Raw genomic sequence first — 12514 nt, forward strand, 5'->3', positions numbered from 1 at the left:
GGGCGAGATCGTTTTCCCCGAACGGACCATCCCCCGAAATCCCCGAAAGGCGTGAGCGTCCCTCCATGGACGAACCTCCCAGTAGCCGGTGCCGTGCGGACCGACCGCCCCTGTCCGATCATGGGACGGAGGTGAACCGATGACCGAAGTGCTCCTGCTGGTGGTCGCCCTGCTGCTCACTCTCGCCTGCGGCGTCTTCGTCGCGGCCGAGTTCTCCCTGACGACGATCGAACGCGGCGAGCTGGAGCGCGCGGAGCGGGACGGCGAGCGCGGCGCGTCCGCGGCACTGCAGGCCGTCCGCACCCTGACGCTCCAGCTGTCCGGCGCGCAGCTGGGGATCACGGTGACCGGCCTGGTGATCGGCATGCTCGCCAAGAGCTCGATCAGCAAGCTGCTCGCCGGCCCGATGCGGGCCGCGGGGCTGCCGGAGTCCGCGGCCTCCTCCGCCGCGCTGGTGCTGGGCACCGCGCTGTCGACCGTGATGCTGATGGTCATCGGCGAGCTCGTCCCGAAGAACTGGGCGATCTCCCGGCCGCTGCCGGTGGCCAAGGCCGTCGCCGCCCCCCAGCGCGCCTTCACCGCCGCGTTCGGCCCGCTGATCCGGCACCTGAACAACACCGCCAACCGGATCCTGCACCGCATGGGCCTGGAGCCCGCGGAGGAGCTGGCCTCCGCGCGCGGTCCGCAGGAGCTGGTGGCGCTGGCCCGGCACTCGGCCAGGGCCGGCACGCTGGAGGCGGACACCGCCGAGCTGTTCGTCCGCACCCTGAACCTGGCGGAGCTGACCGCGGAGAACGTGATGACGCCGCGCGTGCAGGTCACCGCGCTCGACGCGCGCGCCACCGCCGAGGACGTCGCCGAGGCGACCCGCGCCACCGGCCTGTCCCGCTTCCCCGTCTACCGCGGCACCCTCGACTCCGTCATCGGCACCGCGCACATCAAGGACGTGCTGGCCGTCCCCGCCGCGCAGCGCCCGCGCTTCCCGATCGCCTCGCTGCTGCGCGAGCCGCTGCTGGTGCCCGAGTCGCTGACCGTCGACCGGCTGCTGGACCGGCTGGGCGGCAAGCAGTCCATGGCGGTGGTCATCGACGAGTACGGCGGCACGGCCGGCGTGGTCACCCTGGAGGACATCGTCGAGGAGGTCGTCGGCGAGGTCCGCGACGAGCACGACCCGCACGAGCTGTCGGACCTGACCCTCGTCGGTGAGGACGCCGACGGCCGGCGCACCTACGACGCGGACGGCGCGACCCGCACCGACGACCAGCTGGAGGAGATCGGCCTGCACGCCCCCGAGGGCCCCTACGAGACGCTCGCCGGACTCGTCGCCCAGCGCCTGGGCCGGATCCCGGCCGTCGGGGACACCGTCGAACTGGACGGCTGGCGGCTGGAGGTCACCGAGGCGGCCGGCCGCCGGGCCTCGCGCGTGCGGATCACCGCACCGCCCGCCTCCCACCTGCACTCCGCACCGACCGGGGAGAGCGCCCGATGACCGTCCTGCAACTGCTCATCGGCGCCCTGACCCTCGTCGTCAACGCCTTCTTCGTCGGCGCCGAGTTCGCCATGATCTCCGTACGCCGCAGCCAGATCGAAGCGCGCGCCGAGGAGGGCGACCGGCGGGCCGGCGGCGTCATCTGGGGCCTGGAGCACCTGTCGCCGCTGCTGGCCGCGGCACAGCTCGGCATCACCGTCTGCACCCTGGTGCTCGGCATCGTCGCGGAGCCGGCCATCGCGCACCTGCTCGAACCGGTCTTCCACGCCGTCAGCGTCCCCGAGGCGCTCATCCACCCGATCGCCTTCGTGATCGCCCTGGCGGTCGCCACCTACCTGCACATGCTCATCGGCGAGATGGTCCCCAAGAACATCGCGCTGGCGGCACCCGTGCGCAGCGCGCTGGCGCTCGGCCCGCCGCTGGTCGCCTTCACCCGGGCGCTGCGGCCGGTGATCTTCGCCGTCAACGCCTTCGCCAACGCCCTGCTGCGGCTGCTGCGGGTGGAGACCAAGGACGAGGTCGCGGCCGTCTTCTCCGACGCCCAGCTCTCCCGCATGGTGACCGACGCCGGCCAGGCCGGGCTGCTGGACTCCCGCGCCACCGAACGGCTGCAGGACGCCCTGGAGCTGGGCCGCCGGCCCGTCGGCGAGGTGGCGCTGCCCACCGACCGCGTCGTCCGCGCGCCGCTCGGCATCACCCCCGAGGCGCTGGAGCAGCTCTCCGCGCGCTCCGGCTTCTCCCGCTTCCCCGTCGCGGACCCCGACGGCCGGGTGCTGGGGTACCTGCACGTGAAGGACGCCCTGTTCGCCGAGGCGCAGGACCGGCCCTTCCCGCGATCGGCGCTGCGCCCGATCACCACGGTCGGCGCCGGCTCCCCGCTGGACGACGTCCTCACCGCGATGCGCGCCGGCCGGGCGCACCTGGCCTCGGTCGTGGACGAGCAGGGCCGCAGCATCGGCTTCGTCACCATGGCCGACGTCCTCAAGGAACTGGTCGGCCCGGCCGCCACCGGACGGGACGCGGGCGCGGATTCCGCATAAAGAAATGCCCCGGACGCATTGACGTCCGGGGCATTTCTCTGCGTATATTAAGTGTTTCACGTTTCGCGCGGACAACAGCGCGAAGAAATCTTATGTGGACACTGTACCGCGACAGGAGCTGAATTGTCAACCGAGGAATTGCAGGACGAACAGCAATTCATCTCGCGCCTCTACGAGCGCCTCGACGCGCTCCGGGACCAGGCCGAGACCGCGGTGCAAGCGTCCTTCGCCCAGGTGGGCAAAGGATTGCAGGCCCGCCTCGAACGGGATGTGGTGGTCCACGAGCGGACCGACCGGCTCTCCGCGCTCAATTCCGTGGAGTCCGGACTCTGTTTCGGGCGAATCGACTTCGCCGACGGCATACGCCATCACATCGGCCGCATCGGAATCCGTCAGGACGACGAGGACCTGACGCCGCTCCTGGTCGACTGGCGCGCCCCCGTCGCACGTCCTTTCTATCTCGCCACCGGGCATTCCCCGATGGGACTGCGCCGCCGCCGGCACCTCACCACCCTCGGCCGCACCGTCACCGCGCTGCACGACGAGGTCCTGGACCTCACCGACACGGTCCGCACCGGGCACGAGGACCCGCGCGGGGACGCCGTGCTCCTCGCCGCGCTCGGCGCCGCCCGCACCGGCCGGATGGCCGACATCGTGCAGACCATCCAGGCCGAGCAGGACGAGATCATCCGCGCCCCGCACCGGGGCGTGCTCGTCGTCGAGGGCGGCCCCGGCACCGGTAAGACCGCCGTCGCGCTGCACCGCGCGGCCTACCTGCTCTACGCCTACCGCGAGCAGCTCGCCCGCCGCGCGGTGCTGATCGTCGGGCCCAACCCGGCCTTCCTCGGCTACATCGGCGAGGTGCTGCCCTCGCTCGGCGAGACCGGGGTGCTGCTGTCGACCGTGGGCGAGCTCTTCCCCGGCGCCACCGCGACCGGCACGGACAGCCCCGGCGCCGCCGCGGTCAAGGGGCGGGCCGCGATGGCCGACGTCCTGGCCCGCGTGCTGCGCGACCGCCAGACCGTCCCCGACCCGGCCCTGCCCATCCAGCACGAGCGCGAGACGCTGCTGCTGGAGCGGGCCACCGCCGAGGACGCGCGGCACTGCGCCCGCCAGACCCGGCTGCCGCACAACCTGGCCCGCGCGCACTTCGGCCGCTTCGTCCTCGACGCGCTCACCGCGCAGCTCGCCGACCGGCTGGGCACCGACCCGTACGACGGGGAGAACTTCCTCGACGCGGAGGAGATCGAGCAGCTGGGGCGCGAACTCAACGACAACCCCGCGGTGCACGCCGCCATCGACGCGTACTGGCCCTATCTGACCCCGCAGCAGCTGGTCGGCGACTTCCTCGCCGACCCCGTGCAGCTGCCGGAGGCGGAGGCCGCACTGGTCCGCCGCACCGGCGGGGAGTGGACCGTCGGCGACATCCCGCTGCTGGACGAGGCCGCCGAGCTGCTCGGCGAGGACGACCGCGCGGCGCGGGCCGCGGCGGCCCGCGAGCGCGGCGAGCAGGTCGCCTACGCGCAGGGGGTGCTGGAGCTGTCCTACGGCTCGCGGACCTTCGAGTTCGAGGGCGAGGAGTCCGAGGTGCTGACCGCCCACGACCTCATCGACGCCGAGCGCTTCGCCGACCGGCACGAGGAGGCCGACCACCGCAGCGCCGCGGAGCGCGCCGCGGCCGACCGCACCTGGGCCTTCGGCCACATCATCGTGGACGAGGCGCAGGAGCTGTCCGCGATGGCGTGGCGGCTGCTGATGCGCCGCTGCCCCACCCGCTCGCTGACCCTGGTCGGCGACCCCGCCCAGACCGGCGACCCGGCGGGCTGCGACTCGTGGCAGCAGATCCTGGACCCGTACGTCGGCGACCGCTGGAGCCACGTGCGGCTCGGCGTCAACTACCGCACCCCGGCCGAGATCATGGAACTGGCGGCCGGGGTGGCGCGGGCCGCCGATCCGTCCTACGAGGCGCCGCGCTCGGTGCGCTCGACGGGCGTACGGCCCGAGGTGTGCGTCACCGACGACCTCGTCCGGACGGTCTCGGAGGCCGCGGCCCGCGAGACCCCGGACGACGGCCGGCTCGCGGTGATCGCGCCGCGGGCGCTGCACGAGGAACTGGCCGGGAAGCTGCCGGGGGTGACGGCGGGCGAGGAGCCCGACCTGACCCGGTCACCGGTGCTGCTCGACCCCCGGCAGGCCAAGGGGCTCGAGTTCGACTCGGTGATCGTCGTCGAGCCGGCGCTCATCGTCTCCGGCTCGGCACGCGGCGCCAGCGATCTCTACGTCGCCCTGACCCGGGCCACCCGCTCGCTCGCCGTGGTGCACACCGGCCGGCTCCCGGAGGGGTTGCGGGAGTGACCCGGGGGCCGGCGCCGGCCGGCCCCGCGCCCTCGGTCAGCCCAGCGCCTTGAGGAGCTCGGCGGCCAGCGGTGCGGACGAGGCCGGGTTCTGCCCGGTGATCAGGTTGCGGTCCACGACGACGTGCGGCGCCCAGGGCTCGCCCTCCTGGAAGTCCGCGCCGAGTTCCACGAGCCGGTCCTGCAGCAGCCACTTCGCCTTGTCGGCGAAGCCCGCCTGGGCCTCCTCGGCGTTGGTGAACCCGGTCAGCCGGTAGCCGGCGAACGGGGAGGTGCCGTCGGGGCGCGTGGTGGCGAGCAGCGCCGCGGGGGCGTGGCAGACCACGCCGAGCGGCTTGCCGGAGTCGAGGGCCGCGGTCAGCAGCCGGCCGGAGTCGGCGTTGACGGCCAGGTCCTCCATCGGGCCGTGGCCGCCGGGGTAGAAGACCGCCTCGTAGTCGGCCAGCTCGACCTCCTCGAGCTTGAGGGGCTTCTTCAGCTCGCTCATCGCGGACAGGGCGGCGGCGATCGCGTCGGCGGCCTCCTTGCCGCCGTTCACCTCCGGCGCGAGGCTCCCGCGGTCGACCGTGGGGACGACCCCGCCGGGGGTGGCGACCACGACCGTGTGGCCGGCGCCGGTGAGCACGCGGTAGGGGGCCACGGCCTCCTCCGCCCAGAAACCGGTGGGGTGCTGGGTGCCGTCGGCCAGGGTCCAGTGGTCGGCGCCGGTCATCACGAAAAGGATCTCTGCCATGTCACGTCTTTCGGTGGGGGTGTCGGTCCGGCGTCCCGGCGTACGGGGGGCCGCCGTGCGGCGTGCCGTCGTGCGAGGGCGGCGGACCGTCGCGGACCTTTGCGGACCTTGAACGTAAGCCGCCTACCCATCGAAATCCAATAGAATCGCCACCATGACCCATAGGAATCCCGATGGCTCGGAGCCGGCCGTGCCGGGGCCGGGCCCCGCGCCCATGGACCTCACCCTGCTGCGGACGTTCCTGGCCGTGCACCGCGCCGGCTCGTTCACCGCCGGCGCGCGCCTGCTCGGCCTGTCGCAGCCGACGGTGACCGCCCAGGTGCGCACCCTGGAGGACCGGCTGGGCCGTCCGCTCTTCGACCGGCTGCCGCGCGGAGTCGCGCCCACCGCGGTCGCCGACCAGCTGGCGGCCGACGTCGCGGGGCCGCTGGACGCCCTCGCGGCGGTCACCGGCCGGGACCGCGCGGACCTGCGGATACCCGCCGAACCGGTGCACCTGGCCGGCCCCGCCGAGCTGCTGTGCCTGCGGGCGCTGCCCGCCCTGGCCGCGCTGACCGGGGAAGGGGTGCGGCTGCGGGTCACCGCCGGCCTCACGGACGACCTGCTCGACGGGCTGCGCGCCGGCCGCTACGACCTCGTGATCTCGACGGTCCGGCCGCGCGGCCGCAGCGTCGACGCCGTCCCGCTCATGGACGAGGAGTTCGTCCTCGTCGCCGCACCGGCCTGGGCCGCGCGGATCGGCCCCGGCCGGGTCGCCGCCGAGGGGCCCGCCGCGCTGCGCACCGCACCGCTGGTCACCTACGCCGAGGACCTGCCGATCGCGCGCCGCTACTGGCGCCACGTCTTCGGCACCCGGCTGTCCGCCCAGGCCGCGATCACCGTCCCGGACCTGCGGGGCGTGCTGGCCGCGGTCGTCGCCGGCGCCGGGGTGAGCGTCCTGCCGCGCTACCTCTGCGCGGACGAGCTCGCCTCCGGGGCCCTCGTCGCCCTGCTCGACCCCGAGGACCCGCCCATCAACACCGCCTACCTCGCCCAGCGGCCCGGCGCCGCGGAGCTCCCGCACGTCGCCCTGGTCCGCGACCGGCTGCTGCGGGCGGGACGCACCTGGTAGCCGCCCGCCGGGACGGAGCTCAGTCCTTCTGCGGGACGAACGGGGTGCCGGTGCGCGAGGAGACGGCGAGGGTGTGGACCTTGCCGTCGGGACCGATCTCGATGACGGGCACCGCCTTGTTCTCGGCGGACCCGTCGTTGGCGAACGAGATGTACCCGCTCGCCCCCTTCACCGCGTCGACCCCGTGCAGCGTCTGCCAGATCTGGATCATCTGGGAGCCGGTCACCCGGCCGTTGGACTCGGGGAAGGCACCGACCATGCGCGCGCCGTCGACCGCCGCGCCGACCGCGTCGTGCCCCATGATCGCCTGGCCGTCGTCGAGCGCCTCCATGGGGAACGTCGCCCGGAAGTAGCCGCGCCTGCCGAGGATGCCGGCGTCCGTCGTCACCCCGGCCGGATACGCTTCGGGCCGCTTCTGCCAGGCCTCGGGGTGGGCGAGGCCGGTGTACAGCAGCCGGACGGTCCCGCTGCGCAGGGTCTCCTTGATCTCGTCGAAACCGGCGGCCTGCGCGACCTGCGAGGCGTCGTCACCGGACAGCACGATGAGCTTGCGGGCGGAGCACGGCCGGTTCTTGAGCGGCGCCAGGAAGCTGGGCAGGTCCACCCCGCGCCCCGCGAAGTAGATGACGTCGGGGTGGACGGCGCACAGGTTCGCCATCCGGGTCGCGAACGCGGTGGCGACACCCTCCTGGGAGGAGTCGTACTGCTCGACCTGCCCGGTCAGCCGTTCCTTCGGGAAGGCCGACAGGAACGCCTTGCCGAGCGTGCGGCTGTACTGGTCGTCGGGCCGGGCGTCCTGTATCACCGTCACCTTCAGAGCGGCGTACGGCGGCTGCTTGAGGAACGCGGCGGCGGCGACGGCCTCGTCGGTGTTGGTCGGGGCGGTGCGCACCAGCCCGGGGATCGCGGCGAGCGTGTCGGCGGTCAGGACGGATCCGACCGCCGCCAGGTGCAGCCCGCCGGACTCCGTGCTGCCCGTGACCCTCCCTATCATCCGCGCGGTCGCGTCCGTGCTGGTGCCCAGCCCCGCGACGGCCACGATGTGCTGCGGGCCCACACGGTCGCGGATCTCCTCCAGCGTGGCGTCCCGCTGCTCGTCGGTGCTGCCGCAGTTGGCCAGGAGCAGCCGGACGCGGGGCACGTCGCCCGCGCCGAGCGTGTTGTTCTTCTCGTACTGTGCCGCGTACGCGCCCTCGATCTCGTGCCGTACCGAGTCCGGAGTGTTGGTGTCCCCGGGTCCCGGGACCAGGGGCATGAGGTAGACGATGCTCACGAAGGAGCGGCTGTCGTGGTCGACCGCCGCGTTCTGGGTGTGGATCAGGTCGGAGACCGCCGCCAGGTTGTCGGAGAAGTGGAACGAGCCGTCGGTCACGCCGACGCAGCTGCCGTCGGCCCCGACGCGCCGGACGCCGTCGGCGCACGAAGTGTCCTCCGGCCACAGCACCCAGGTGAGCGCGGAGCCGACGAGCGCGAGCACCAGCACGCCCAGCACCACGTTCCACGGCCACCGCATCCACAGATGGCGGCTGGTCACCCAATGGCCCCGGGTCGACATCGCGCGCTCCTTTCGGAAGGGGAACGGACCGGGCCGGCGGCGGCCCGCGGCCCTCAGTCGGTGAAGCGGGCGGCCTCGTCCAGCAGCGTGTCGGTGTCGGCGTCCGCCGCCAGCGCCAGCTGCCGGAACATGGCACTGATCTTGTAGTTGAGTTCGGGCCGGCCCGGCGGCAGCCGGTTGCGGGGGTCGCCGGCCAGCCACAGCGCCGCCGCCAGCTCGGCCAGCGGCCGGCCCGTGACCGGGTCCGCGTACGCGGCCGGCGCGTGCTCGCGGGCCAACTGGCCCGCGTTGTGCGACGGCTGCGCGTCCGTGAGCTGCGTTCGGCGCATCGGGGCCGCGGTGACGTGGTAGAGCTCGCGCAGCCACGGCACCGCGTCCGGGGCGCCGAAGCCGTGCGCGAAGTACGCGACGACCGCGTCGAGTTCGTCGAGCGCGAGTCGGTGGTAGAGCGCGTCCAGCGGGCGCCCGAGGCGCTCGTGCCAGCCGCCGAGGGTGCGGTGCGCCTGCTGCCAGGCGGTCGGGCCGCCGGGCGGCCCCGGCTGTCCGGCGAGCTCCTCCAGCAGCAGCAGGCGCAGCCACGGGTGCAGGACCGGCCGCTGCTCGGCGTCGCCGGCCGCCGCCAGATAACCGGACGGGCCGCGCCCGCCACGGGTGTTGGCGTCCTCCGGGACGGGCGCGAACAGCCACAGCTGGTTGCGCAGTTCGAGCATCACGGTGTCCCGCGCGTGCTCCGACAGGTCGTTGAGCAGCCCGGAGTTGACGGCCGCCGCCGGGGTCCTGGCCGCGGCGACCGGTACGGTCGCCGCCCGCTGGTCGGTGGTCAGCCCCTCCAGCAGGTAGTCGCGCGCGACGGCGCCGAGCGGCGGCCGGCGCCCCGCGACGGCGCCGTCCCCCGGCACCGGGGTGTCCAGCAGGCCGTACAGATCACGGTCGGAGACGCCCGCCGCGAGCAGCCCGCCGATGGCGATGTGGACCTGCTGGACGCTCCAGGGGTGGCCGTAGGTGAGCCGGTGCACCAGCGGGGTGGCGCGGGCCAGCCGCGTGGCGTGCTCGAGGTGGCGTCCGGCCTCGAGCGACACCTCCACCTCGTACAGGTCGCGCAGCCGCACCGGGTACCACCAGTCGGCGGGCGGGGCGTCGGTGCGCGGCCGCCAGTCGGCGTACGAGGCGCGGTCGGCCGGGTGGATGTACGGGTCGCCGGGGCGGCCGTCCGCGGGCCCCGGCACCGCGCGGGTGGTGGCGCTCGTCGCCACGATCAGCAGCGGGTCGTAGCGGCCCGGCTGGGACACCGCGTGCTCGGCGCGCAGCCGGACCAGCAGGTCCAGGAAGCGGGTGCCGTGGCTGTGGTCGATGTTGTCCAGCAGCACCAGGCAGTTGTGGTCCCGCCGCCCGTGCGCGTACGCGGCGCGCAGATCGGCCAGGAACGCCTCGCACAGCCGGCGGTCCACCGCCTCCCGGTGCTCCTCCGCGGTGCTGCGGCTGCGCAGGTTCAGCTCGACCAGCTCGTCCATCGCCGTGGGCGGGCCGAGCGAGCCGTACCAGTGGTACGTCTGGTTGAGGAAGGTGCGGGTCGGCATGTACTCGAAGCCGCGCAGCAGCACGCCGATGATCAGGTCGGTGCCGGGGATCGGCGACAGGCCCAGCGAGTCGACGATCGTGGTGATGCCCTCGCCCGCGTCGACCGCCGCACCGCGGGTGCGGGCCTGGCGCAGCGCCTTGCGCAGCTCCCGGGTGGCCTGCTCGCGGTCGGTCAGCGACAGCTCGGGCTGCACGGCGAGCAGCCCGAGCAGCAGCCGCGGGAAGCGCAGCGGCTTGATCCCGGTGTGCTTGCGCGCCAGCAGGAACGCCAGGTGGACGGCGACCTCGTACGGCCGCTGGGTGTCCGCCGCCGCGAAGTCGATCCGGGCGGCGGGGGCCCCGCGCGTCACGGTCTCGAAGTGGTCGAGCGCGAACGTCTTGCCGCTGCCGGGCCGCCCCAGCAGCGCGATCAGCGGGAGCGCCCTGTCCTGCGCGCGGACCGGCCGTGACCAGCACTCGTGCACCAGGGCGTCGATCTCGCCCAGCCCGGGAGGCGGCGCGTGCACCATGCCCGTCCCCCTCGCGGCGCGTGATCGCGGAGACAGCATCGTGCCACGAAGAGCCCTGCGGGGAGAGGACTTTGGCCGTTCCCGGACACGCCCGGTACCGGACCGGGCACGGCGTGTGCCGCCAACGGCCCGGACACCCGGACACCCGGGTGCGGGCCGGCCTGCGGACCGGCCTGCGGACCGGCCTGCGGACCGGCCTGCGGACCGGCCGAAAAACAAATACGGGAAACTACGGTTGAGGCAGGCATGGAGTGCGTGATCGTGGGCAGACGGGGTGTCGCGGGGACCGCCAACGCGAACGCCAACCACAGGGAGAAGCGACCTCATGGGCGCAGCAGCCAAGGCACAGGCCCTTACGCGCACCGCCGTAGCGCCGGACACGGCACCGGGAACGGTGGCGGAGGCCGGAGCCGAGCTGCCCTGGGTGGAGAACGCGGGCAAGGTCGCCCCCCAGGACGCGCGGGCGCTGTCGAAGATATTCTTCGACCAGCTGCAGTCCCTCGAGGAGGGCACGCCCGACTACCAGTACGCGCGCAACACCCTGATCGAGCTGAACATGGCTCTCGTGAAGTTCGCCGCGCGGCGCTTCCGCAACCGCTCCGAGCCCTTCGAGGACATCGTCCAGGTCGGGACCATCGGGCTGATCAAGGCCATCGACCGGTTCGACCTGTCGCGCGAGGTGGAGTTCCCCACCTTCGCCGTGCCGTACATCGTGGGCGAGATCAAGCGCTTCTTCCGTGACACCAGCTGGGCCGTGCACGTGCCGCGACGGCTGCAGGAGCTGCGGCTGGCGCTGGCGAAGGCGATCGACGACCTCTCCGCGCAGCTGGACCGCTCCCCCACCACCGCCGAGCTGGCCGCCCACCTGGACCTGACGCCCGAAGAGGTCGTCGACGGCCTGATGGCCAGCAACGGCTACACGGCCGGTTCGCTGGACATGCCCGGCTCCGAGGACGACGAGCGGGGCGGCGGCGGCCTCGCCGACCGGATCGGCGACCTGGACCCCGCCATGGCGGGCGTCGAGAACCTGCAGACGCTCAAGCCGCTGCTGGCGCAGCTCAACGAGCGCGACCGCAGCATCCTGCAGATGCGCTTCGGCGAGGAGCTGACCCAGGCCCAGATCGGCGAGGTGCTCGGCGTCTCGCAGATGCACGTCTCGCGGCTGCTCAGCTCCGTGCTGGCCCGGCTGCGCCGGGGGATGCTCGCCGGCACCTGCTGAGCCGGAGGCCCGCCGGGCGGCGCCCCGCCGCCACGGCCGGCCGCATTCACGGCGCCGTCCGCCGGGGGCCGCTCTACAGTGGCCCGATGGGACTCACACACCTCGGCAGGACCCGTGCCGGACGGCGCGTCATATTCCGCGGGTTCCGGTCGGGGCGAGCCGCCGCGGCCCTCGCGATCGCGGTCTCGGGCGTCGCCGGCACGCTGGCCGGCTCCGTGCCCGCCGGCGCCGCCGCCGCTCCCCCGCCCCGCTTCCCGGTGCCCGTCACGGTCGGCTCGGCGCAGCAGGTGATCAGTGTGCAGGCCCGCGGTACGTACGCGACCGTCATCGCCTGGCAGAAGACCGGCAGCATCTGGATCAAGAAGTACGTGACGACCGCCGCGCGGGTGGGCTCGCGCGGCGTCACCAATGGCGCCACCCGCAAGCAGGGCACGTACACGACACCCACCGGCACCTACACCCTCACCCAGGGCTTCGGCGTCGCCGCCAACCCCGGCACCCGGATGCCGTACCACCGGGTCACCGCCGCGGACTGGTGGGTGGAGGACCCGTCCTCCCGCTACTACAACCGCATGCGCACGGCCGCGCAGGGCGGCTTCCCGCTGACGGAGGCCGGCGACCACGGCAGCGAGCACCTGGTCAACTACCCGGTGCAGTACCGCAACGTGCTGGTGATCAACTTCAACATGGCCCCCGCGGTCCCCGGCCGGGGCGCCGGGATCTTCCTGCACGCGCTCGGCCCCAAGGCCGGACCCACCGCGGGCTGCGTCGCCCTCCCGCAGAACGTCCTCACCGATGTGGTGCGGTGGGTGGACCCGGCGCAGCACCCGGTGATCGGGATCGGCTGACCAGCGGCCGCGACGGGCCGACCACTTTTCCTACTCACAGGTATAGGTCGGCCCGCCGGGGGTAAAAGACGCCTCAGT

The 12514-nt window shown here is 73.7% G+C and carries 9 protein-coding genes; 6 read left to right on the forward strand and 3 right to left on the reverse strand.

The genetic code is table 11. The annotated features are described in order from the left end of the window. The first annotated feature begins 139 nt into the window (after positions 1-139). From ABZ721_RS21940 to ABZ721_RS21950, 3 genes are all read left to right on the forward strand, one after another. Positions 140-1489 (forward strand): hemolysin family protein, encoded by a 1350-nt coding sequence (locus tag ABZ721_RS21940; protein WP_358790334.1) that lies wholly within the window; start codon positions 140-142, stop codon positions 1487-1489. Continuing rightward, positions 1486-2529, forward strand: a complete 1044-nt coding sequence (locus ABZ721_RS21945; protein WP_358790335.1) for a hemolysin family protein — start codon at positions 1486-1488, stop codon at positions 2527-2529. The genes ABZ721_RS21940 and ABZ721_RS21945 overlap by 4 nt, the downstream gene beginning before the upstream one ends. 123 nt (positions 2530-2652) lie before the next feature. Then, positions 2653-4884 carry a hypothetical protein gene (locus ABZ721_RS21950; protein ID WP_358790336.1) on the forward strand — a complete coding sequence of 744 codons (2232 nt, stop codon included), beginning with the start codon at positions 2653-2655 and terminating at the stop codon, positions 4882-4884. A gap of 36 nt (positions 4885-4920) precedes the next feature. On the opposite strand, the gene ABZ721_RS21955 is transcribed toward ABZ721_RS21950, so the two are convergent. After that, positions 4921-5616, reverse strand: coding sequence for a type 1 glutamine amidotransferase domain-containing protein (locus ABZ721_RS21955; protein WP_358790337.1), 696 nt, complete (start codon positions 5614-5616; stop codon positions 4921-4923). Positions 5617-5770: 154 nt separating this feature from the next. Between ABZ721_RS21955 and ABZ721_RS21960 the strand changes: the two genes are divergently transcribed. Next, positions 5771-6727 (forward strand): LysR family transcriptional regulator, encoded by a 957-nt coding sequence (locus tag ABZ721_RS21960; RefSeq protein WP_358790338.1) that lies wholly within the window; start codon positions 5771-5773, stop codon positions 6725-6727. Positions 6728-6746: 19 nt separating this feature from the next. On the opposite strand, the gene ABZ721_RS21965 is transcribed toward ABZ721_RS21960, so the two are convergent. Together ABZ721_RS21965 and ABZ721_RS21970 are read right to left on the reverse strand one after the other, a co-directional pair. Further along, positions 6747-8282: an ABC transporter substrate-binding protein gene (locus ABZ721_RS21965; RefSeq protein WP_358790339.1), complete on the reverse strand. Its 1536-nt coding sequence runs from the start codon at positions 8280-8282 to the stop codon at positions 6747-6749. Positions 8283-8335: 53 nt separating this feature from the next. Continuing rightward, complete coding sequence (locus ABZ721_RS21970) at positions 8336-10369, reverse strand: hypothetical protein (RefSeq protein WP_358790340.1); 2034 nt, start codon at positions 10367-10369, stop codon at positions 8336-8338. Between the two features lie 325 nt (positions 10370-10694). Between ABZ721_RS21970 and ABZ721_RS21975 the strand changes: the two genes are divergently transcribed. Together ABZ721_RS21975 and ABZ721_RS21980 are read left to right on the forward strand one after the other, a co-directional pair. Further along, positions 10695-11588 carry an RNA polymerase sigma factor SigF gene (locus tag ABZ721_RS21975; RefSeq protein ID WP_358790341.1) on the forward strand — a complete coding sequence of 298 codons (894 nt, stop codon included), beginning with the start codon at positions 10695-10697 and terminating at the stop codon, positions 11586-11588. An 86-nt stretch (positions 11589-11674) separates the two neighbouring features. Continuing rightward, complete coding sequence (locus ABZ721_RS21980) at positions 11675-12436, forward strand: L,D-transpeptidase family protein (protein ID WP_358790342.1); 762 nt, start codon at positions 11675-11677, stop codon at positions 12434-12436. Positions 12437-12514: the final 78 nt, after the last annotated feature.

The organism is Streptomyces sp. NPDC006733, assembly GCF_040636125.1.
In the GTDB taxonomy this organism is placed as follows: domain Bacteria; phylum Actinomycetota; class Actinomycetes; order Streptomycetales; family Streptomycetaceae; genus Actinacidiphila.

Excerpts from the sequence above, each read along its gene's own strand:
- ABZ721_RS21970 (WP_358790340.1), bottom strand. The coding sequence starts at position 10,369 with ATGGTGCACGCGCCGCCTCCCGGGCTGGGCGAGATCGACGCCCTGGTG.
- ABZ721_RS21975 (WP_358790341.1), top strand. The coding sequence starts at position 10,695 with ATGGGCGCAGCAGCCAAGGCACAGGCCCTTACGCGCACCGCCGTAGCG.
- ABZ721_RS21940 (WP_358790334.1), top strand. The coding sequence starts at position 140 with ATGACCGAAGTGCTCCTGCTGGTGGTCGCCCTGCTGCTCACTCTCGCC.
- ABZ721_RS21965 (WP_358790339.1), bottom strand. The coding sequence starts at position 8,282 with ATGTCGACCCGGGGCCATTGGGTGACCAGCCGCCATCTGTGGATGCGG.
- ABZ721_RS21945 (WP_358790335.1), top strand. The coding sequence starts at position 1,486 with ATGACCGTCCTGCAACTGCTCATCGGCGCCCTGACCCTCGTCGTCAAC.
- ABZ721_RS21980 (WP_358790342.1), top strand. The coding sequence starts at position 11,675 with ATGGGACTCACACACCTCGGCAGGACCCGTGCCGGACGGCGCGTCATA.
- ABZ721_RS21955 (WP_358790337.1), bottom strand. The coding sequence starts at position 5,616 with ATGGCAGAGATCCTTTTCGTGATGACCGGCGCCGACCACTGGACCCTG.
- ABZ721_RS21960 (WP_358790338.1), top strand. The coding sequence starts at position 5,771 with ATGACCCATAGGAATCCCGATGGCTCGGAGCCGGCCGTGCCGGGGCCG.